This window comes from Occultella kanbiaonis, assembly GCF_009708215.1.
GTDB classification, from domain to species: domain Bacteria; phylum Actinomycetota; class Actinomycetes; order Actinomycetales; family Beutenbergiaceae; genus Occultella; species Occultella kanbiaonis.
Map to the genome: position 1 here is coordinate 2,367,732 of NZ_CP046175.1, position 21,945 is coordinate 2,389,676.

Annotated in this window: 19 protein-coding genes; 16 read left to right on the top strand and 3 right to left on the bottom strand. The window is 71.6% G+C overall.

Translation table 11 applies throughout. The annotated features are described in order from the left end of the window. The first annotated feature begins 16 nt into the window (after nucleotides 1-16). The 12 genes from trpB to GKS42_RS11005 all read left to right on the top strand — a co-directional run bounded on the left by trpB (nucleotide 17) and on the right by GKS42_RS11005 (nucleotide 15,303). Nucleotides 17-1,276, top strand: coding sequence for a tryptophan synthase subunit beta (gene trpB, locus GKS42_RS10950; protein WP_154796668.1), 1,260 nt, complete (start codon nucleotides 17-19; stop codon nucleotides 1,274-1,276). After that, nucleotides 1,273-2,109, top strand: coding sequence for a tryptophan synthase subunit alpha (trpA, locus tag GKS42_RS10955; RefSeq protein WP_154793847.1), 837 nt, complete (start codon nucleotides 1,273-1,275; stop codon nucleotides 2,107-2,109). The genes trpB and trpA overlap by 4 nt, the downstream gene beginning before the upstream one ends. Before the next feature lie 8 nt (nucleotides 2,110-2,117). Further along, a complete protein-coding gene (lgt, locus tag GKS42_RS10960; protein ID WP_154796669.1) occupies nucleotides 2,118-3,233 on the top strand; it encodes a prolipoprotein diacylglyceryl transferase in 1,116 nt (371 codons plus the stop codon). A gap of 215 nt (nucleotides 3,234-3,448) precedes the next feature. Beyond that, nucleotides 3,449-8,068: a glutamate synthase large subunit gene (gltB, locus tag GKS42_RS10965; RefSeq protein ID WP_154793848.1), complete on the top strand. Its 4,620-nt coding sequence runs from the start codon at nucleotides 3,449-3,451 to the stop codon at nucleotides 8,066-8,068. After that, complete coding sequence (locus tag GKS42_RS10970) at nucleotides 8,061-9,530, top strand: glutamate synthase subunit beta (RefSeq protein WP_154793849.1); 1,470 nt, start codon at nucleotides 8,061-8,063, stop codon at nucleotides 9,528-9,530. Before gltB ends, GKS42_RS10970 begins: the two co-directional genes overlap by 8 nt. Nucleotides 9,531-9,655: 125 nt before the next feature. Beyond that, nucleotides 9,656-11,080 carry a pyruvate kinase gene (pyk, locus tag GKS42_RS10975; RefSeq protein ID WP_154793850.1) on the top strand — a complete coding sequence of 475 codons (1,425 nt, stop codon included), beginning with the start codon at nucleotides 9,656-9,658 and terminating at the stop codon, nucleotides 11,078-11,080. Nucleotides 11,081-11,193: 113 nt separating this feature from the next. Beyond that, a complete protein-coding gene (locus tag GKS42_RS10980; RefSeq protein WP_154793851.1) occupies nucleotides 11,194-11,880 on the top strand; it encodes a hypothetical protein in 687 nt (228 codons plus the stop codon). A gap of 128 nt (nucleotides 11,881-12,008) precedes the next feature. Next, nucleotides 12,009-12,677, top strand: a complete 669-nt coding sequence (locus GKS42_RS10985; RefSeq protein WP_154793852.1) for a hypothetical protein — start codon at nucleotides 12,009-12,011, stop codon at nucleotides 12,675-12,677. Continuing rightward, on the top strand, nucleotides 12,674-13,390 hold the full coding sequence (locus tag GKS42_RS10990) for a hypothetical protein (RefSeq protein ID WP_154793853.1): 717 nt from the start codon (nucleotides 12,674-12,676) through the stop codon (nucleotides 13,388-13,390). The genes GKS42_RS10985 and GKS42_RS10990 overlap by 4 nt, the downstream gene beginning before the upstream one ends. After that, entirely contained in the window at nucleotides 13,387-14,076 is a 690-nt protein-coding gene (locus GKS42_RS10995) for a hypothetical protein (protein ID WP_154793854.1), read from the top strand. The genes GKS42_RS10990 and GKS42_RS10995 overlap by 4 nt, the downstream gene beginning before the upstream one ends. Further along, nucleotides 14,076-14,768 carry a hypothetical protein gene (locus tag GKS42_RS11000; protein ID WP_154793855.1) on the top strand — a complete coding sequence of 231 codons (693 nt, stop codon included), beginning with the start codon at nucleotides 14,076-14,078 and terminating at the stop codon, nucleotides 14,766-14,768. The genes GKS42_RS10995 and GKS42_RS11000 overlap by 1 nt, the downstream gene beginning before the upstream one ends. Before the next feature lie 106 nt (nucleotides 14,769-14,874). Beyond that, nucleotides 14,875-15,303, top strand: a complete 429-nt coding sequence (locus GKS42_RS11005; protein ID WP_154793856.1) for a hypothetical protein — start codon at nucleotides 14,875-14,877, stop codon at nucleotides 15,301-15,303. 1 nt (nucleotide 15,304) lies between these two features. Here the strand turns inward: GKS42_RS11005 and GKS42_RS11010 are convergent, their stop codons facing one another. The 3 genes from GKS42_RS11010 to bla all read right to left on the bottom strand — a co-directional run bounded on the left by GKS42_RS11010 (nucleotide 15,305) and on the right by bla (nucleotide 19,099). Then, on the bottom strand, nucleotides 15,305-17,752 hold the full coding sequence (locus GKS42_RS11010) for a lysylphosphatidylglycerol synthase transmembrane domain-containing protein (protein WP_154793857.1): 2,448 nt from the start codon (nucleotides 17,750-17,752) through the stop codon (nucleotides 15,305-15,307). Between the two features lie 110 nt (nucleotides 17,753-17,862). Further along, on the bottom strand, nucleotides 17,863-18,174 hold the full coding sequence (locus tag GKS42_RS11015) for a hypothetical protein (protein WP_154793858.1): 312 nt from the start codon (nucleotides 18,172-18,174) through the stop codon (nucleotides 17,863-17,865). Continuing rightward, nucleotides 18,167-19,099 (bottom strand): class A beta-lactamase, encoded by a 933-nt coding sequence (gene bla, locus GKS42_RS11020; protein ID WP_168217806.1) that lies wholly within the window; start codon nucleotides 19,097-19,099, stop codon nucleotides 18,167-18,169. Before bla ends, GKS42_RS11015 begins: the two co-directional genes overlap by 8 nt. Before the next feature lie 86 nt (nucleotides 19,100-19,185). Between bla and GKS42_RS11025 the strand changes: the two genes are divergently transcribed. The 4 genes from GKS42_RS11025 to GKS42_RS11040 are packed head-to-tail and all read left to right on the top strand — an operon-like array spanning nucleotide 19,186 to nucleotide 21,922. Next, nucleotides 19,186-20,100, top strand: coding sequence for a LysR family transcriptional regulator (locus GKS42_RS11025; RefSeq protein WP_154793860.1), 915 nt, complete (start codon nucleotides 19,186-19,188; stop codon nucleotides 20,098-20,100). After that, nucleotides 20,097-21,020, top strand: coding sequence for a serine hydrolase (locus tag GKS42_RS11030; protein ID WP_154793861.1), 924 nt, complete (start codon nucleotides 20,097-20,099; stop codon nucleotides 21,018-21,020). The genes GKS42_RS11025 and GKS42_RS11030 overlap by 4 nt, the downstream gene beginning before the upstream one ends. A 9-nt stretch (nucleotides 21,021-21,029) precedes the next feature. Further along, nucleotides 21,030-21,254, top strand: a complete 225-nt coding sequence (locus GKS42_RS11035) for a hypothetical protein (protein WP_154793862.1) — start codon at nucleotides 21,030-21,032, stop codon at nucleotides 21,252-21,254. A 5-nt stretch (nucleotides 21,255-21,259) separates the two neighbouring features. Further along, complete coding sequence (locus tag GKS42_RS11040) at nucleotides 21,260-21,922, top strand: formylglycine-generating enzyme family protein (RefSeq protein WP_154793863.1); 663 nt, start codon at nucleotides 21,260-21,262, stop codon at nucleotides 21,920-21,922. Nucleotides 21,923-21,945 lie beyond the last annotated feature (23 nt).

Genomic DNA, 21,945 nt, shown 5'->3' on the forward strand with positions numbered 1-21,945 from the left:
GACCGAGCCAGCCGCCGTGACGGACTTCCGGGACGCCGTCGGCCCCTACTTCGGCGACTTCGGCGGCCGATTCGTGCCCGAGGCACTGATCGCGGCGCTCGACGACCTCGCGACCGCGTGGGACAAGCTCAAGGATGACCCGACGTTCATCGAGCGCCTCGCCGCGCTGCACCGGGACTACACCGGCCGGCCCAGTCCGATCACGGAGGTGCCCCGGTTCGCCGAGCACGCCGGCGGCGTGCGGGTGTTCCTCAAGCGCGAGGACCTCAACCACACCGGGTCCCACAAGATCAACAACGTGCTCGGTCAGGCACTGCTCACCCAACAGGTCGGCAAGACCCGGGTCATCGCCGAGACCGGCGCGGGCCAGCACGGCGTCGCCACCGCCACCGCGGCCGCACTGTTCGGGCTCGACTGCACCATCTACATGGGCGAGGAGGACACCCGCCGGCAGGCACTCAACGTCGCGCGGATGCGTCTGCTCGGCGCCGAGGTCATCCCCGTGACCGCCGGCTCCCGGACCCTCAAGGACGCGATCAACGAGGCGTTCCGGGACTGGGTCGCGAACGTCGAGACCACCAACTACGTGTTCGGCACCGCCGCCGGTCCGCACCCGTTCCCGGCCCTGGTGCGCGACCTCCAGAAGATCATCGGCGAGGAGGCCCGCGAGCAGCTGACGGAACGGATCGGGCGGCTCCCGGACGCCGTCGTGGCCTGCGTGGGCGGCGGGTCCAACGCGATCGGCATCTTCACCGCCTTCCTGGACGACGCCGACGTTCGCCTGATCGGTTGTGAGGCCGCCGGTGACGGTGTCGAGACCGGGCGTCACGCGGCCACCATCGGCGCCGGCAGCCCCGGCGTGCTGCACGGTGCCAAGACCTACCTGCTGCAGGACGAGGACGGGCAGACCATCGAGTCCCACTCGATCTCCGCGGGCCTGGACTACCCGGGCGTCGGGCCGGAGCACTCCTGGCTCGCGAGCATCGGGCGGGCCGAGTACCGGCCGGTCACCGACGCGGAGGCCATGGAGGCGTTCCGGTTGCTGACCCGCACCGAGGGGATCATGCCCGCCATCGAGAGCGCGCACGCACTCGCCGGCGCGATGACCCTCGGCCGCGAGCTCGTCGCCGCCGGCGCCGACCCGGCCGAGACGGTGCTCCTGGTGAGCCTGTCCGGACGTGGGGACAAGGACGTGGAGACGGCCGCCGAGTGGTTCGGGCTCGTGGACTCGGGTTCAGCCGGCGGCCAGGACGAGGGCGGGAGCACGACGGCATGACCGGATCCAGGACGGCTGCAACCATCGACGCAGCCCGGGCTGAGGGTCGCGCCGCACTCGTGGTGTACCTGCCGGTCGGGTACCCGGACGTGGACGGCTCGATCGCGGCTGCCCGCGCCGCCGTCGAGGCCGGTGCCGACATCGTCGAGCTCGGCCTGCCGTACTCCGACCCCGGCATGGACGGCGCGGTCAACCAGGAGGCCATGCAGGCCGCCCTGGCCGGCGGCACCCGCACCGCCGACGTGCTGCGCGCGGTCCGCGAGGTCGCCGAGACCGGTGCCCCCACGCTCGTGATGACCTACTACAACCCGGTGCTGCGCTACGGGGTGGACCGCTTCGCGACCGATCTGGTCGCAGCCGGGGGAGCGGGTCTGATCACCCCGGACCTGATCCCGGACGAGGCCGGGGAGTGGATCGCCGCGGCGGACGCCCACGACCTGGACAAGGTGTTCCTGGTCGCGCCGAGCTCCACCACGGAGCGACTTCACCTGACCACCGCCGCGAGCCGGGGCTTCGTCTACGCGGCCTCCACGATGGGCGTCACCGGGGCGCGCGCGAGCGTGGGCCCGAAGGCCGAGGCGCTCGTGGCGGCCACCCGGGCGGCCGGGGCCGAACGCGTCTGCGTCGGCCTCGGGGTCTCGACCGGTGCCCAGGCGGCCGAGGTGGCGAGCTACGCCGATGGCGTGATCGTCGGCTCGGCGCTGGTGCGCACCCTGATCCGCTCCGACGGTGACCGGGACGCGGCCCTGGAGGACCTGCGCCGCCTCATCGGCGAGCTCGCCGAGGGCGTGCGATCGGGCCGACCGGTCACGTCCGGCGGACCGGCCCGATGAACACGCTGATGCGAGTGACCGCCGAGTCCGCAGGCGCCACCGGCGGTTTCGGGGGCATCCCCAGCCCTTCGCAGGGGGTCTGGTACCTCGGACCGATCCCGATCCGGGCCTATGCCCTGGCGATCCTCGCCGGCATCGTGGTGGCGGGCTTCATCGCGATCCGCCGGTACCGGGCCCGCGGCGGACCCGAGGGCGCCGTCCTCGACGCGATCTTCTGGGCGGTGCCGTTCGGTATCGTCGGCGCGCGGATCTACCACGTCTTCTCGTCACCGGACGCGTACTTCGGGCCGAACGGCGACCCCTGGCTCGCGTTCGCGATCTGGAACGGCGGGCTCGGTATCTGGGGCGCGATCCCGGCGGGCGCGCTCGGTGCCTGGATCAGTCTGCGCCGGGCCGGCCTGCGCCTCGCCCCGTTCGCGGACTCCCTCGCGCCCGCTCTCGCCGTGGCGCAGGCGATCGGCCGGCTCGGCAACTACTTCAACCAGGAGCTCTTCGGTGCGTCCACGACGCTCCCGTGGGGCCTGCAGATCTCCGAGCAGACCCTGCGCGCCCAGGGCCTCGACTATCCCGCCGGGACCCTGTTCCATCCGACGTTCCTGTACGAGCTGCTCTGGAACCTGGCGCTCGCCGGCGTGCTCGTCTGGCTCGATCGCCGGCTCCGGCTCGGGCACGGCCGGGTGTTCTGGCTCTATGTCTTCGGGTACACCCTCGGCCGCGTCTGGATCGAGTACCTGCGCATCGATGAGGCCGAGGAGGTCCTCGGTCTGCGACTGAACGTCTGGACCTCGATCATCGTCGGTGTGGCGGCCCTGATAATCTTCATCGTGATCTCCCGCCGCCACCCCGGGCGGGACGAATCGGTCTGGCTCCCCGGTCGTGAACCGGACGAACAGAGCGAGGACGAGGCCGAAACCTCGGCCGATGACGAGGTCGACGCAGCATCCGAGCGAGACTCGGACGACGTGGTCGACACAGCCGAGACCGATCCGGTCGACGACGCTGAGGAGAACGACATGAGCGACGAGACTCCAACGGAGACCGTCGACGAGCAGGCAGACCTCGAGCAGACCCGCACCAAGGCGGGCGCTGAGGATCCCCTCCCGGAGGACGACCCCGGTCGGTGACCCGTGTGCGCAGCGAGCCCTCCACGATCGCAACGGTCCGGGCTCTGCAGGTCTGCTATTTCACATGGGCGTAACACAACCGAAACATGGGGCGTGCATCCTCTGATGGTCTGCGGAGAGTAAAGTCTCCGCCGCAGGTGGGTCGACGGCGTCCCAACAAGTAGTGCAACCGATGCCGCGGGTCCCCCGATCTCCGCGGTGGTGAGGATGATCGGATGAACAGGTCCCCGCAGTCCCGAAGCGCGAACAGCGTCGGCAACGTCACGACCGCCACGAGCGCCTTCACGGCGTTCAGCGCCACTCCCGAGAAGCAGGGTCTGTACGACCCCGCCCAGGAGCATGACGCGTGTGGGGTGGCGTTCGTCGCCACCCTGCGGGGCACGCCCGGCCGCGACATCGTCGATGCCGGCCTGACCGCGCTCGCCAACCTCGACCACCGCGGTGCGGTGGGCGCCGAGGAGAACTCCGGCGACGGCGCGGGAATCCTGACCCAGATCCCCGATGCCTTCGTGCGGGACGTCATCCCCGGTGAGCTCCCCAGGCCCGGGCACTACGCCATCGGCATCGCCTTCCTCCCGGCCGACGCCGACGAGGCTGCCGCCGCCCAGGCGGGCATCGAGGAGCTGGCCGGTCAGGAGGGTCTTGACGTCCTCGCCTGGCGCGACGTGCCGGTGACCGCGGAGCTCGTCGGCCCGACGGCGCGCGCCTGCATGCCGACGTTCCGCCAGCTCGTGGTCGCGGACCCGGCCCGGGAGCTGTCCGGGCTCGACCTGGACCGCCGCACGTACCGGCTGCGCAAGCGCGCCGAGCACGCCCTCGGGGTGTACTTCGCGTCCCTGTCCTCGCGGACCATCGTCTACAAGGGCATGCTCACGACGACCCAGCTCGCCCCGTTCTTCCCGGACCTGACCGACCCGCGGTTCGCGTCCGAGATCGCGCTCGTGCACTCGCGCTTCTCCACGAACACGTTCCCGTCCTGGCCGCTGGCGCACCCGTTCCGGATGGTGGCGCACAACGGTGAGATCAACACGGTGCGCGGGAACCGGAACTGGATGGCGGCCCGGCAGGGCACCCTCGCCTCGGACCGGCTCGGGGACGTGCGTGACCTCCTGCCGATCTGCAGCGAGGAGGAGAGCGACTCCGCCAGCTTCGACGAGGTGCTCGAGCTCCTGCACCTGGGCGGGCGCTCGCTGCCGCACGCGGTCCTGATGATGATCCCGGAGGCGTGGGAGAACCACGCCTCGATGAGCGCGGACCGGCGCGCCTTCTACCGGTACAACTCCACGATCATCGAGCCGTGGGACGGCCCGGCCGCGATGTGTTTCACGGACGGCCGTTACATCGGTGCGGTCCTGGACCGGAACGGGCTGCGCCCCGGTCGGTTCTGGATCACCGACGACGGGCTCGTGGTCCTCGCCAGCGAGGCAGGTGTGCTCGACATCGACCCGGCCCGGGTGGCCCGTAAGGGACGCCTGGCGCCCGGGAAGATGTTCCTGGTCGACACCGGCTCCGGCCGAGTCATCGAGGACGAGGCCATCAAGGGCGAGCTCGCCGACGGCCACCCGTACCCGCAGTGGCTCGACGAGAACCTGGTCACCCTCGAGGACCTGCCGGACCGTGAGCACGTGGCGCACTCTCGCTCGTCCGTGTTGCGCCGCCAGCAGACGTTCGGCTACACCGAGGAGGAACTGCGGATCCTGCTCCGGCCGATGGCGGCCAGTGGTGCCGAGGCACTCGGCTCGATGGGTACCGACACCCCGATCGCGGTGCTGTCCTCACGGCCCCGGCTGCTGTTCGACTACTTCAGCCAGTTGTTCGCGCAGGTCACCAACCCGCCGCTGGACGCGATCCGCGAGGAGCTCGTCACCTCCCTCGGCGGTGCGATCGGGCCGGAGCCGAACCTGCTCGAGGACACGCCGACGCACGCCCGCAAGCTGATCGTGCCGTTCCCGACGATCGACAACGACCAGCTCGCGAAGATCAAGCACGTGCAGCGCACCCCCGGACCCGGGCGCGGCTTCGAGGCGATCACCATCTCCGGCCTGTACCGGGTCGGCGGCGGTGCCGCAGCGCTCGAGGCGCGCCTCGAGGAGATCTTCGACGAGGTGGACGAGGCCGTGGAGCGGGGCGTCTCCTTCATCGTGCTCTCCGACCGGGAGTCGGACGCCGAGCTCGCGCCCATCCCGTCCCTGCTGCTCACCTCCGCCGTGCACCACCACACGCTGCGCCGCCAGACCAGGACCCGGATCAGTCTCCTCGTCGAGGCCGGGGACGTGCGCGAGGTGCACCACGTCGCGCTGCTCATCGGTTACGGCGCGGCCGCCGTGAACCCCTACCTCGCGATGGAGAGCGTCGAGGAACTCGTGCGCTCCGGCGTCGTGGAGGGCGTCACGCCCGAGCAGGCCGTCAAGAACCTGATCAAGGGCCTCGGCAAGGGCGTGCTCAAGGTGATGAGCAAGATGGGCATCTCCACCGTGCACTCCTACCGCGGCGCCCAGGTGTTCCAGGCCCTCGGTCTGTCGGGCGACCTCATCGAGAAGTACTTCACGGCCACGCCGTCGCCGCTCGGCGGAGTCGGCCTGGACGTCATCGCCGCCGAGGTCGCGGCCCGGCATGCGATCGCGTATCCGAAGAGCGGCATCACGGCGGCGCACCGGCGCCTGCAGGTGGGCGGCGAGTACCAGTGGCGCCGCGAAGGTGACCCGCACCTGTTCGATCCGGAGACCGTGTTCCGGCTCCAGCACTCGACCAGGTCCCGCCGCTACGACGTGTTCCGGGACTACACCCGCCGGGTCGACGACCAGGCGCGCAGGCTGATGACGCTGCGCGGCCTGTTCCAGTTCCGCGAGGGCCTGCGCCCGCCGGTGCCGGTCGAGGAGGTCGAACCGGTCTCGGAGATCGTCAAGCGGTTCTCCACCGGGGCGATGAGCTACGGCTCCATCTCGATGGAGGCGCACGAGACCCTCGCGATCGCCATGAACCAGCTGGGCGCGAAGTCCAACACCGGCGAGGGCGGCGAGGACGCGGAGCGGTTGTACGACCCCCGACGGCGCAGCGCCATCAAGCAGGTCGCGTCCGGCCGGTTCGGGGTCACCTCCGACTACCTGGTCAACGCCGACGACATCCAGATCAAGATGGCCCAGGGTGCCAAGCCCGGCGAGGGCGGCCAGCTGCCGGGGAACAAGGTCTACCCGTGGGTGGCCCGGACCCGGCACGCGACCCCCGGCGTCGGGCTCATCTCGCCGCCGCCGCACCACGACATCTACTCCATCGAGGACATCGCCCAGCTGATCCACGACCTGAAGAACGCGAACCCGCAGGCGCGGGTGCACGTGAAGCTGGTGTCGGAGGTCGGCGTCGGGACCGTCGCCACCGGGGTGTCCAAGGCGCACGCCGATGTCGTGCTCATCTCCGGCCACGACGGTGGCACCGGCGCGAGCCCGCTCACCTCGCTCAAGCACGCGGGCGCGCCGTGGGAGATCGGCCTCGCCGAGACCCAGCAGACGCTGGTGATGAACAACCTCCGGGACCGGATCGTGGTGCAGGCGGACGGCCAGCTCAAGACCGGCCGCGACGTGGTGATCGCCGCCCTGCTCGGCGCCGAGGAGTTCGGTTTCGCGACCGCACCGCTCGTCGTCTCCGGCTGCGTCATGATGCGGGTCTGCCACCTCGACACCTGCCCGGTGGGGGTCGCCACCCAGAACCCGGAACTGCGCGCCCGGTTCTCCGGCAAGCCGGAGTTCGTGGTCACGTTCTTCGAGTACATCGCCGAGGAGGTCAGGGAGTACCTGGCTGCCCTCGGGTTCCGCACCATCGACGAGGCCATCGGCGCGATCGATGCGCTGGACACCAGGGCCGCCGTCACCCACTGGAAGGCGTCCGGGCTCGACCTGAGCCCCATCCTGGTCCAGCCCGTGCTGCCTCCCGGATCCGCACCCCGCGCGGTGCGCGGACAGGACCACGGGCTCGAGAAGGCACTCGACAACGAGCTGATCGCGGCCGCGCGGCCCGCCCTGGACGACGGCGAGCCGGTCCGCTACACGACGCGTGTGCGGAACGTGAACCGGACGGTCGGGACGATGCTCGGCCACGAGATCACCAAGCGCCACGGGGCCGCTGGGCTGCCTGACGGGCTCATCGACGTGACGCTGCACGGCTCCGCCGGGCAGTCGTTCGGTGCCTTCCTCACCCCGGGCGTGACCCTGCGCCTGTTCGGGGACGCCAACGACTACGTCGGCAAGGGGCTCTCCGGTGGGCGGGTGATCGTCCGGCCCGATCCCGGCGCCACCTTCGCTCCGGGGGACAACGTGATCGCCGGGAACGTGATCGCCTACGGCGCCACGTCCGGGGAGATCTTCCTGCGCGGGCTGGCCGGCGAACGGTTCGCGGTCCGCAACTCCGGTGCGACCGCCGTCGTGGAAGGGGTCGGCGACCACGGCTGCGAGTACATGACCGGTGGCACCGTGCTGATCCTCGGCCCGACCGGGCGGAACTTCGGTGCCGGGATGTCGGGAGGCACCGCGTACGTGCTCGACCTCGACCGCGACCTGGTCAACGGCCCCGCGGTGGCCGCCGGCGACCTGGCCCTCGACGAGCTCGACGAGGAGGACCTGAACCTGGTGATGGACCTGCTCGCCCGGCACACCGAGCACACCGGTTCGCGGATCGCGGCGCAGTTGCGCGATGACCGGGAGGAAGTGCGGCGCCGGGTCACCCGGGTGCTGCCACCGGCGTACGCCCGCGTCAACGCCGTCCTCGCCGACGCCCGCGCGGATGGCGTGGACGTCAGCGAACCCCATGTCTGGACCCGAGTGTTGGAGGCGACCCATGGCTGACCCCAAGGGATTCCTGAAGATCCGCGACCGGGAGCTCCCGGTCCGCCGGCCGGTCCCGATCCGGCTGATGGACTGGAAGGAGGTCTACGAGAAGCGGGCGGAGGACGCCGATGCGCTGACCCGGCAGGCGGGCCGGTGCATGGACTGCGGCATCCCGTTCTGCCACAACGGCTGCCCGCTGGGGAACCTCATCCCGGAGTGGAACGACCTCACCCGGACCGGCCGCTTCGACGAGGCCATCGAGCGCCTGCACGCGACGAACAACTTCCCCGACTTCACCGGCCGGCTGTGCCCGGCGCCGTGCGAGACGGCGTGTGTGCTCGGCATCAACCAGCCCGCCGTGACGATCAAGAACATCGAGCAGTCCATCATCGACAAGGCGTTCGACGACGGCCTGGTCACCCCGCAGATCCCGGACCGGCTGACCGGCTCGACGGTCGCGGTCATCGGGTCCGGCCCGGCCGGCCTCGCCGCCGCGCAACAGCTGACCCGGGTGGGGCACACCGTCGCCGTGTTCGAGCGTGACGACCGCATCGGCGGCCTGCTCCGCTACGGCATCCCCGAGTTCAAGATGGAGAAGCGGCACGTCGACCGCCGCCTCGAGCAGATGGCCGCCGAGGGCACCCGGTTCCGACCGGGCGTCGAGATCGGCGCCGACGGCGAGCTCACCGGGACCGAGCTGCTCGAGCGGTACGACGCCGTCGTGCTCGCCATGGGCGCCACCGTGCGCCGCGACCTGCCCGTGCCCGGCCGGGAGCTCGGTGGCATCCACCAGGCCATGGAGTACCTGCCGCAGTCGAACCGGGCCACCGCCGGAGACCTGGTCCCGGACCAGATCACCGCCGCCGGCAAGGACGTGGTGGTCATCGGTGGCGGCGACACCGGCGCGGACTGCCTCGGCACCGCCCTGCGCCAGGGCGCGAAGAACGTGATCCAGCTGGAGATCATGCCGCGTCCCACCGAGGACCGGCCCGATGGACAGCCGTGGCCCACCTACCCGATGGTCTACCGCGTCGCCAGCGCCCACGAGGAGGGCGGCGAGCGGGTCTACGCCACCTCCACGGTCGAGTTCGTCGGCGGCGACGACGGCAACGTCAAGGAGCTGCGGGTCGTCGAGGTGGACATGGCGTCGGGCCGGCCGGTCGCGGTCGAGGGCACCGAGCGCGTCATCCCGGCGCAGCTCGTGCTGCTTGCGATGGGCTTCACCGGCGTGCCGACCGCGGGAGTCGTGGAGCAGCTGGGGCTCGAGGTGGACCCGCGCGGCCGGATCGCGCGGGACGGCGCCTGGGCGACCTCGGTGCCCGGCGTGTTCGTCGCCGGTGACGCCGGACGCGGTCAGTCGCTCATCGTGTGGGCGATCGCCGAGGGCCGCTCCGCGGCCGCCGCCGTGGACGAGTTCCTGCGCGGGCACACCGAGCTGCCGGCCCCGATCGAGCCCACCACGGTCTCGATCACGGTCTGAGCCGCAGGAACCGGATGGCCACCCACCGAACGGGTGGCAAGGAGTTGTCGAACGGGCGGTGACGGCTCGTTCGAGTGATGCCGCGTGCCGTCAGGGCACCCGGCGAGAGGGCATAAGGTTTGAACATGCGTAGAGCCAAGATTGTGTGCACATTGGGACCGGCAACCGAGTCCCCCGAGATGGTCCAGGCGTTGGTGGACGCCGGCATGGACGTCGCCCGGATCAACCGCAGCCACGGGGACGTGGCGGCGCACGAGGCGGTCTACCGTCACGTGCGCGCCGCGGCGGAGGCGTCCGGGCGTGCCGTCGCCGTCCTGGTGGACCTGCAGGGACCGAAGATCCGTCTCGGACGGTTCGTCGAGGGCAAGCACTACCTCGCCGAGGGCGACGTGTTCACGATCACAACCGACGACGTGCCCGGGACCAAGGAACTGGTCTCGACGACGTTCAAGGGCCTGCCCCAGGACGTCAAGCCGGGCGACCAGATCCTCATCGACGACGGTCGGGTGACGGTCCGGGTCACCGACGTCACGGCAACCCACGTGACGACCCGCGTCGAGGTGGCCGGCCCGGTGTCCAACAACAAGGGGCTGAACCTGCCCGGCGTGGCCGTCAACGTGCCGGCCCTGTCCGAGAAGGACGCCGAGGACCTGCGCTGGGCGCTGCGGCTGGGCGCCGACTTCATCGCGCTGTCCTTCGTCCGGTCCGCGAAGGACTACGCCGACGTCGCGGCGATCATGGACGAGGAGGGGCGCACCGTCCCGGTCATCGCGAAGATCGAGAAGCCGCAGGCGGTCGAGAACCTCGCCGAGATCGTCGACGCCTTCGACGGCATCATGGTCGCCCGCGGCGACCTCGGGGTGGAGCTCCCGCTGGAGCAGGTGCCGCTCGTGCAGAAGCGGGCCACCGAGATGGGCCTGCGCAACGCCAAGCCGGTCATCGTGGCCACCCAGGTGCTGGAGTCGATGATCAGCTCGCCGCGGCCCACCCGCGCCGAGGCCTCGGACTGCGCCAACGCGGTGCTCGACGGCGCCGACGCGGTGATGCTCTCCGGTGAGACCTCCGTTGGCGAGTACCCGATCGAGTGCGTGCGGACCATGGCCCGCATCATCGAGAACACCGAGGAGCACGGCCTCGAGCGCATCGCGAAGCTGCGGGCCACCCCGCACACTCGCGGCGGCGTGCTGACCAAGGCGGCCGCGCAGATCGGCGAGACCCTCGGCGTGAAGTACCTGGCCTGCTTCACGCAGTCCGGCGACTCCGCTCGCCGGATGTCGCGGCTCCGTTCGGCGACGCCGCTGCTGGCCTTCACACCGGTCGAGGCCACCCGCAACCAGCTCGCACTGACCTGGGGCACCCAGACCTTCATCGTGCCGAAGGTGCAGCACACCGACGACATGATCGACCAGGTCGACGTGGTGCTGCGCAACTCCGGCCAGGCGGAGGACGGGGACACCGTCGTGGTGGTCGCGGGCATGCCCCCGGGCCAGCCCGGCACCACGAACTCGATCCGCGTGCACACCGTGGGCGAGGAACAGAGCGTCAACTGAAGACTTGGCTCGGCCGGGTCGAGCCCGGAGCAACACCTCGCCGACGGCGCAGGGCAGGACTACCCGCCCTGCGCCGTCGGGCGTTCCGACGGACCCGTGCGACGATGACGACCATGCAGAGCACCCGCGCCCACGCCCGCTCGGGCGCCGTGGTGCTCGTGCTCGGCGTGCTGCTCACCCTGGTGGGCTGCGCCGAACCGGCACCCGGGCCGGCGGGGGCGCAGACCACGCCCGGCGGGGAGGTCTCCGGCGGCGCGACCGGCCCGGCCACCGTGCCGCCCGGGCTGCTCGAGTGCGACGACGCCAGCAAGGACGCGGGCGCCGAGCCGGCGCCGCAGGTCCTGCACCGGTTCGACCACGGCGTCCCGGACGGCTTCACCGAGAGCGGCGGCTACACGCAGATCTCCTCCCCGGAGGGTGACTACACCGCCGACTACCTGGTGCCGACCGCGTCGGGCGTCGGCAACCTCAACGTCCTCGCGGTGGTCTACTACGCCGAGCTCGCGCTCGGACCGGTGACGAGCGACTGCGGGCAGCTCGACCGCAAGCTGGTGCTCGCCCGGCTCGACGTCGTGAACGCCGAGGCCGGCGCCGAACTCCTCGGGGAGTACGCCTGGGTGGAGGTCGGCGGGCTTCCGGCCGTCCGGTACGACGCGTGGTACCCGAGCCATGGCTTCACCGTCCGCACGTACGCCGTCTACGGGGAGAGCGAGCTCGTGACGTTCGGCTGCCAGTGGGTGGAGGCGGAGTCGGTCATCACGGCCGGCTGCGACGAGCTGATCGCCTCCGCATCCTTCTGACGGGTCCGCGCCGGCCGCAGCCGGGACCGACATGGCCGGCTGGGCGGGGTGCGTCCCGGCGCCGTGGGCAGTGCTGCCCGCCCGCGGCTCCGGGCGCTCCCACCTGTGTGTGCTAGACAAGCCATGTGATGCGCAGTGGATGGCGGGTGGCGCTCGTGGCCACGCTCGCGACGGTGGCCCTGGCCGCCTGTGGACCGGGAGCTGACGAGCCCTCGGCGGACGATCCGACGACCCCGGCCGACGCGAGCGGCGACGCGACCGACACGCCCTCGCCGCCCGGCGGGTTCCTCGAGTGCGGCGACCCGGATGCGGACAAGGTGGTCGAGCTCGCCGACGTCGACCTCACCACCGCCACCTGGTCGACGCCGACCGGGTTCCAGGAGACCTTCATCTACCACGAGGAGAACCCGGTCGACGAGGTGTTCTCGACCTGGACCGCGGAGCCGACCGCGGACGTCGACATCCTCAACATCGTGAACGTGGTCATCTATGACGGCGTCGACTGGGGCGAGCAGGCGGGGGAGTGCGGCACCCTGCCCGTCGACGTGATCACCGACCAGCAGGCCGGCTACACGGAGGAGATCGGTGCCGTGCCGATCACCGAAGCGGAGGTGACCACCGTCGCCGGATTCCCCGCCGTCGAGCAGTACATCGACCTGCCCGACTACGACTACCACGGCTACTGGCTCTTCTCCCAGGATCAGCTGCTGCACGCCTACTGCCAGTGGACCAACGAGCAGGAGCTCGTCGAGGCCGCCTGTGCCGAACTGATCCCGTCGATCCAGGTCGGCCAGTGAGCGGCGTGCCCACGTCGGCGTGGCAGCGGGCGCTCACCGCGGGTTTGGGCGCCGGCCTGCTGCTCACCGGACTCGCCGCCTGCGCGCCGGGCGACCCCGAGGGCACCGGGGTGCCCACCGGTACCGGGACGACCACGTTCCCGGGCGGCACGGGGGGATCCGGTGGCGAGACGCCGTCGGGCGCGGGCGGACTGTTGGAGTGCGGGCAGGAGGTCAAGGACTCCCTCGGCGACGTGGACCTGGAGGGCGTCACCTGGACCACCCCGGCGGACTTCCATGAGAGTGACGACTTCGTCTCCGTCAACGACTACGAGGAACAGAACGTCGAACTCTGGGTGGCCTCCTACGAAGGGCCGGAGGCCACGGCCGCGTCGGCGATCGCGGTGACGTTCTACCCGGAGGTCGCGTGGGGGGACCTGGTCGTCGGCGGCTGCGCCCAGATCCCGATCGAGGCAGCGCTGGCCCGGGTCGCCGAGTACTGGGAGGTTGCGGGCACCACCGATGTGCCGGTCGGTGAGCCTGAGATCGTCCGGATCGGTGGGCAGCCGGCGATCGCACACGACTTCACGTTCGAGGGCACCCAGGCGCACGGCTGGTGGCTCTACTCGAACACCCAGCTGCTGCACCTGCAGTGTCAGTGGGTCTCGGAGGCAGAACGGCCCGGCCTCGAGACGGGCTGCGACCAGTTCCTCGAGTCGGTGGTGATCCCGTGACGGCCGGACTCTGGCGGCGACTGGGAGTGCTGCTCGCGGGCGCCGTGCTCCTTGCGGGTTGCACCACGCCCACCGACGGCGCGGGGGACCCGGGCGGCGCGGACCGCCCCACCGGCGGCGGCTCGATGAACGGGACACCCACCGCCCAGCCGAGCGCGCCCGCCGGCTTCCTCGAGTGCCCCGACGCTGCGAGCGACAAGGACCTGCAGCTGGCCGATGTGGACCTGACCACGGCCACCTGGGCGACCCCGACCGGGTGGGCCGATGCTAGCGGCTACGTCGAGGACAACCCGCTGGAGGAGATCCTGGCGAACTGGGTCGGTGAGCCGGTCGACGATCCGCTACCGCGGCTGAACGTCGGCGCCGTGGTGATCTACGGCGGCCTCGACTGGACCGACCTGGCCGACGAGTGCGGCCGGGTCCCGATCACCGCGATCGAGGCCCAGCTCGACCGGTACCGCGAACAGATCGGGGCCGAGCCGCTCAGTGAGGTCGAGCGGATCACCATCGCCGGTCTGCCGGCCCTGCACCAGGACATCCGGCTCCCGTCCTACGACTACACCGGCTACTGGGTGTTCTCCGAGAACCAGCTGCTGCACGCCTACTGCCAGTGGACCGCCGAGGAGTACCGGGGCCCGATCGAGGACGGTTGCCTGCAGATCGTCGAGTCGCTGACGGTCAGCTGATGGGCCACCGGATGCGGCCCGCGTGGCGGGCGACGGCGGTGGCTGCCGTGGCGCTGGCGGTAGCCCTCGTGGCCGGGTGCGACCGGGCGGGCCCGGCGCCCGGACCCGACGGCCCCACCGGCGCGGGCGGCGGGACCGGTGCGACACCTACGGAGCCGAGGACCGTGCCGCCAGGATTCCTCGAGTGCAGCGACAACCCGAACCCGAAGGAGCTGCAGCTCGCCGACGTGGACCTGGCCACGGCCACCTGGTCCACCCCGTCGGGCTTCGAGGTCGTCACGACCTACCACGAGGACAACCCGGTCGAGACGATCGAGAGCACCTGGTACGCGGAACCGACGAGTCCGCCGTTGCCCACGCTGAACGTGCTGAACGTGGTGCTCTACTCCGGTCTCGACTGGGGCGACGTGGCCGACGACTGTGGCCGGGTACCACTGTCCGCGATCGAGACCCGGCTCGCCTCCTATCGCGAACAGATCGACGCCGAGCCCCTCACCGACGCCAGCATGACGACAGTCGCCGGGCTGCCCGCCCTCGAGCAGGACATCGGGCTGGCCTCCTACGACTACCACGGCTACTGGCTGTTCTCCGAGACGCAGCTGCTGCACGTCTACTGTCAGTGGACCTCCGGCAACCGGGACGTGGTCGAGGCCGGGTGCGGCCCCCTGGTGGACAGCGTCCAGGTGGGTTGACCCCCGCGCGGACCCGACCGGGTGAGGACTAGCATGCGATGCGAGCGGACCGACTGCCGCCGGCATCCCGCCGGTGCCAGGGCACCGCAGAGAGCAGGTCCGCCGGATGATCCGCTTGCTGATCCGACTCGCCTTCTTCCTCGGGGCGGCCGCCGTCGGGCTCGCCATCGCCGTGCTGGTCATCGACGACCTGACTATCACCCCGGTCTCGTTCATCGCCGTGGTCGTGGTGTTCGCGGTGATCCAGTCCGTGCTCACGCCGTTCATCTCGACGGTCGCGAGGAACGCCGCGCCGGTGCTGATCGGTGCCGCCGGACTCGTCAGCACCTTCGCCGGACTCCTGGTCAGCTCGCTGGTGTTCGGTGACAACTTCCAGATCACCGGCGGGGTGGGTTCCTGGCTCATCACGTCCGTGGTGGTCTGGCTCCTGACGATGATCGCGACCGTGCTCCTGCCGGTCATCTTCGTCAAGCGCAAGGTGGCCGACGCCCGCTCCGGCGATGGCGGCTCGAGCAGGAAGACCAAGGCGAAGTAGTTCAGACGTCGCCACGCCGTCGGAGCCAGCCAAGGGCCGGGCCTCCGTAGGCGGGCGGCAGGTAGAACGTGGCGATCCGGAACACGAGGGCCGTGGACAACGCCGTCGCCTCCTCGACGCCGGCGGCGACCAGGGCGGCGGTGAGCGCGGCCTCGGCCACCCCGATGCCTCCCGGCACGGGCATCAGCCCGGCGAAAAGGGCGACCACACACTGGATCAGGATGAGCTCGGTGAGCGGCAGCTCCTGACCGAAGGCCCGCAGGGACAGCCACAGCACGACGGCGAGGAGCGTCTGGGCGACGACGTTGCCGACGAGCATCAGGGCCAGGTTCTTCGGCGAGCGGAGCACCTGCAGGCTCTCGTGGGTCTCCGCGAACCGGGCCCGGAGGAATCGGCGCACGGGCGGGATCGCCCAGGCGATCGCGATCGCCGCGACCACGCCGAGGGCGATCAGTGCCAGCGGCAGGTCGATCTCCAGGCCTCCCGAGGGCAGGGTGAGCGAGACCAGGCCGGTCGCAGCCAGCACGACCAGCATGATCGCCTGGGTCACGATGCCGCTGGCGCCGTCGATCGCCCCAACGGTCACCGCGGTGGTCGAGGGCAGGCCGGCGCGCTGGAAGAAGCGCACGATGAGGGCGACGCGGGCTGCCACGCTCGGCACCACCAGCCCCATGAACTGGATGGCGTACTGGAGCGCGAGCACAGGCATGAACCGCAACGGGCGAGGCGACGCGCCGATGGTGGACATCGCCGAGCCAACCTGCACCAGCGGTGTCACCAGGATCGCCGCGATCACCCAGCCGGGTATGGCCTCGCTGAGCTCGGCGATGAGGTTGTCCAGCCCGATGCCGCTGATCGCCCCGACGATGACGTAGGCGAGCAGGACCACCACGACCACGGTCAGCACCTTGCCGAGGCTGAGCCGGCGCAGCTGTGCGAGCTTCGGCGGCTCCACACCGGCGGCCTCGCTGGCCATCGCGCGCAACGCGCCGAGGTCGAGCGCGTGATCGCGGACCTGCTTGCGGGTGGTGCGACCCAGCAGCCCCGGCTGCAACAGCGGTAGCACCTCCGCGAGCCGCTCCGCGCCGAGTGCGGCCGACGCCGCCGCCACGGCGCGTTCTGGCCCGAGCACCAGGGCCGTCGCGATCAGGAGCCCGGCGTTGTCCGCCGCTCGGAGGAACGGGGTAGGGCTGATCCGGGCCTGGCTCAGGTCGGCCAGGGCGGCACTGCCATCGGCGCGCACCACCAGCGCGGAAGGCCGGAGCGAGCCATGTGAGAGCCCGATCTCGTGCAGGCGGGCGACGGCGGCCCAATAGCCCGCCACCAGGGCCTCGGGCTCACCGTCCTCACTGGCGCCCGTGTTCGCGAACGGACTGGTGTCGGCCCGCACCACGAGGAGGGCGTCCCGGTCGCCCGCGAGACCCGCGGCGACGATCGGCTGTACCGGCACCCCGGACCGTTCGGCAAGCAGGGTCGCGAAGGCCTCGTGCTGCACCTGTCCGAGCCGGGAGACGCGCGCGGACGGCTCCCGGTCGCGGTACCACAGTGAGGTGCCGACGGCCGTCACGAACTGGCTGTCCCAGGCATCGCGACCGTAGACGCGCACCAACAGCTCCGCGCCGTCCGCGGCGACGCCGGTCACGAGGAGCTGCCCCCGCTCGTTCATGGCCAGGTACCGCAGGTCGCCGGCATCGACCCCGATCTCCTCGAGGGCCCGCCCTACCTCGGCGAGAGTGAGCCTGCCGCCGGGTGATCCGGCGATCAGGTGGACCACGGCCGCGGCGACCCAGCCCAGGGCAACACCGGTGAGGCTGCCCCAGGGACCGGTGATGCCGGTGGCAACGGCGGCGACGGCGCCGGAGATCACCAGAGCGCGGCCGATCCGGCGTATCGGTGCGACCACCTGCGGCGCCGTGACGGTGACGACGGCGGTCGTCACGGCGAGCACCAGGCCCGGGTACGTGGCACCGGCGGCTGACCACGGCACGAGCGCGTCCGTCACGTCGGCCGCGGAGCCGACCGTCAGCCCCACCACGACCGCACCCGCACCCGCTGTGACGGCGGCCCCGACCTGGTCACGGACGAGGTGCCAGCGACCGCGGGCGATCGCGACCGAGACGAGCAGGACCGCCCACATCATCAGCAGGGTGAGGAGGGCCTGCCAGATCCAGGACCCGAACCAGGCGGAGTCGGAAAAGGACTCGAGCAGCCGGACATCCGTGCTCGCGGGGCGCGCGAACGCCCACACCAGGAGCAGGACGAGCGCGGACAGGCCCAGCAGCACCGCGTCCGTCGGACGGCGGTCCCGCGGTGCCCGGGGTGCGCCGGCGAACCACCGGCTCGCCCGGCCCGACCGGCCCACCTCGCCGGCCGGCACGGTGGCCGCACCCACGTCGGGGAGCGGATCAGCGTCCGGATCGCTCGCTGCCGCGCGGTGCTCGGTGACCATCTGGTGCCCATCTGTGCTTCGGGTGGTCCGCACATCGTGGCAGCGCACCGTTCCCGGGGCCACCACCCAGTTCGGATGGTTCTGGTCCGGTCGTCCGGATCCGGGCCCGGTCAGCCCAACCAGAGCACGTCGAGCGAACCGACGGCGGGCCTCAGCACCAGCACCAGGGCCAGCGCCGCAACGGCGACCGCCGCCCAACGCCAGCGGGTTCCACGTGGGCTCGCGATGGCCAGGCCGAGGGACACCGGCACGGCGATCAACAGAGCCGCCAGGAGCATCGCCAGAAGCAAGGTGCCGGCTCCCCAGCCCGCAGCGGAGACGACCGCCGGCAGGATCGAGATCGCGGTGACGAGCGAGCCACCTGCGCCCACGGCGAGACCGGCGAGCGACCGGACCCGGTCGCCTCGGGCCGGCTCAGCCACGGGTCAGCTCGCTCATGATGATGCGGGTCGCCTCGGCGACGACCTCGTTATCGTTGACCGCGGCCGGGTCGTCGGTGCGGGTCAGGATCACCAGCGTGACCGGGTCGGGACCGCCGGTCCAGAGCACGCCGGCGTCGTTGACGACGCCGTAGCTGCCCGCACCGGTCTTGTCCGCCAGTTCGACGTCACCGTCCAGGCCCGCCCTGATCCGTGCGGCCGAGGTCGTGTTGCGGAGCATCCAGTCCCGCAGTCGCGCGCCCGCCAGCGCGCCGGCCCGGTCCTCGAGCAGCAGCGCCCGGTACAGCAGTGCGATGTCCGAGGGGGTGGAGGTGTCGCGCAGGTCGCCCGGGGTCGCCTCGTTGAGTTCCGGCTCCCAACGGTCCAGCCTGGTGTTCGCCGCGCCGAGGTCCGCGGCGAAGGTGGTGATCGCCTCCGGACCACCGAGCTCGGCCAACAGCAGGTTCCCCGCCGTGTTGTCGCTGAACCGCAGCGCCGCATCGGCGAGCGCCGTCGGGCTCATCGCCCACGTGGTGGTCGCCGAGGTGACCGGTGAGTCCTCGACCAGGTCCGCCGGTCCGAACGGGATCGGCTCGGCCCAGTAGGCGTCGTCATAGGCCCGCTCGCGCAGGAGCGCGGCCACGGCAAGGACCTTGAACAGGGAACACATCGGGAACGCCTCCTCGGCCCGGTGATCCACGCGAGCGGCCGCGCTGATCCCGACGGCGCCGATCCGGACGCCGGACTCCTCCTCGAGCCTGACGAGTGCGTCGTGACCCGGGGCGGTCGGCTCGGAGCGGGCCGGCGAGGGACCGGCGCACGCAGTGAGAGCCGCGCTGCCGAACAGGCCGACGGAGGCGGCGGTGGCCGAACCCCAACGGAGCAGGGCGCGGCGGCTGGGTGCGGTGAGGTCGGTATCGGTGCTCATGGCAGAGAGCATCGGTGCCGAGCAACCATGCAGTCCAAGCACTGAAGGTCGCCATTGATGCTAATTTCGCATCTATGCCCGTTCGGATGGATCTCGTCTCCGCGTGTGAGGTGTTCGTCAGCGTCGCGGAGCGGAGCAGCTTCACGACCGGCGCCGCAGTGGCGGGCGTGACCCAGTCGGTGGCCAGCCGCAAGGTCGCCGCCCTCGAGGTCGAGCTCGGCGGTCGCCTCTTCGAACGGACATCGCGACGCGTGGAGCTGACTCGACTCGGCCATGAGGTGCTGCCGGCGGCCGAGCGCCTGGTCCGCGCCGCCGGTGAGCTCCGGGTGGACGCCCGGCGTTCGCGCCGCCGTCCGATCGCCCTCGGCATACCGAGCGGCCTCCCGCCCGCCGAGCTCGCCCACCTCGTCGCGACCGCGCGCCGCGCCGACCTTCACCTCGAGGTGCGGCCCGCGGATCCGGCCGAGCGTGCGGATGCGCTCCGCTCGGGGGTGCTGGACCTTGGACTGGAGCCCGCTGCCGCGGACCAGGCCCGGTGGTGCGTCCCGCTCGGCGTCGGCCGATCGAGCCGTGGCGGCCGGGACCCGGGTGCGGACGTCACCTTCTACCTGGCGTCGATCCGGAGCGGGCGCGGCTCCCGGCCGGCGGACGCCGGCCGGATCTGGATCCAGCCGGAGGACGCCGTGCCGCACGTGCGCGACCGCCTGGTGTTCGCCGCACAGTCCGCCGGACTGGCTCCGGCGCAGGTGCGGGTCGCGACCGACATGGTCGCCGCCGTGGCCGAGGTGTGGTCGCGGGACGACCTGGTGCTGTGCTCGGAGGCGGACGCCGAGCAGTACGGGCTCGGTTGGTCACGGGTGGGGATTGCCGGCCTGGTCAGGGGCTACGACGTGGTGGGCCGGGACGCCGACCTGGTCCGTCGGTTCCTCGTGGTGGCCATCACCGACGTCGCGGGTGCACTCGGCGCCGAGCTGACCGACCGGGTCGCGGTGGCGAGGTGAGGCGCACCTCGGAGGTGCTGGCGGCCGCTTCGAGCGCACTGGAGGATGCCGGGCTGCGTGGCTCCTTCCTCGTTCGCGACCTCGACACCGGCCGGGAGCTCGGCCTCGAGCCCGACCTGTTGTTCCCGCTCGCCTCCCTCGTGAAGGTGCCACTCGCCCTCGACGTCCTCGAGCTCGCCGGCACCGGCGACCTCGACCTCGACGAGCAGGTCCTCATCGACGCCACGATCCGCGTGCCCGGGGCCACCGGGCTGTGCCGGTTCACCGAACCGGCCTCCATCGCGCTCGCCGATCTGCTGTATCTCGCCGTCGCGGTCAGCGACGATACGGCGGCCGAGGCGCTCTTCCGCCTGTGCCCACCGGAGCAGGTGACCCGGCGGCTCCGGTCGATGTCGGTCACCGACGTCACCGTGCGGCACACGATCGGAGAGCTGCACCGGTCCCTTGCGTCCCGGCTCGATCCGGCCGACGCGCATCTGGCCCAGACGCTCGCGATCGACTCCGCCACCCAGGGCCGGGGCCACGTGATCCCGCAGCTGGACGTCTCCATGGCCAACTCCGGCTCGGCGCGCGCCATGGCGGACGTCTTCGAGCGGATCTGGAGCGGCACGGACCTACGGCCGGGCACCTCCGACCGGCTTCAGGAACTGCTCGCCGGCAACCTGCTGCGGCACCGGCTCGCGCCGGACCTGGCCACCGACGCCGCGTCCTGGGCCTCGAAGACCGGCACGTTCCTGCACCTGAGGCACGAGGTGGGCGTCGTCACGCACCGCGACGGCGGACGGTTCGTCGTGGCCGCTCTGACCGAGTCGCGAGTACCCGCCACCACGCAGCCCGTGGCCGAGCAGACGATCGGGTGGGTCGCTCGGATGCTGCACGACGAGGTCCGCGGGTACGCCGAGCCGAGCCGGACGGGGTAGCGTGCGTTCGTGAATGCTGCGCAGGTGGTCGGGTCGATCGCGGACGTGTTCACCTGGACGACCCTGCCGCTCGGCCTGCTCTGCATCCTGGTCGCGGCCGTGGCCAAGGCGTGGCTGCGCGGGGCGCCGGAGCCATCCGCGATCAGCACCCTGCGGCTCGTCGGCGGGCTGCTGGTGGGCGTTGGCCTGCTCTCGATCGTCGTCTCGGTCGTGCTGACGTTCGCGGGCGGCTGAGCCGCGTGTTCGCCCCAGCACCACCGGACCTGGTCGAGGTGACGCCCGGTTCCGTGACGCTGCACGACCGGCGCACCTCCACGCGGTGGCAGGTCGACGTCACCGCACATCTGCTCGGACGGACACCCGTCACCCAGGCGCAGTACCGCGCCGTGCTCGGCGCCTCCCCGAGTGCCGCGACCGGAGACGATCTCCCGGTGGAGACCGTCTCCTGGCTCGACGCCGTGCGGTTCTGCAACGCGCTGTCGATGCGTGAGCACCTCGAGCCGGCCTACACGATCGACGACGAGGTGACCTCCGCCGTCGGGAGTACCGGCTACCGGCTCCCCACGGAGGCGGAATGGGAGCATGCCTGCCGGGCCGGCACCACCGGACCGCGCTACGGCGAGCTCGACGAGATCGCTTGGTACGCCGGGAACTCGGGGGAGCGGCCGCACCGGGTCGCCACCCGGGCGCCGAACGCGTGGGGGCTGCACGACATGCTCGGCAACGTCTGGGAATGGTGCTTCGAGCGCTACGACCCGGACGTCTACGGGGACTATCGGGTGTTGCGCGGCGGCGGTTGGAGCGACCCGGAGTGGAGCGTGCGGGCCGGGGTCCGTAGACGCAGTCACCCGACCTTCGCCATCGAGGACGTCGGGTTCCGGCTGGCCCGGTCGCTGCCCTGACGCGGCGTCACCGCCACGGAACG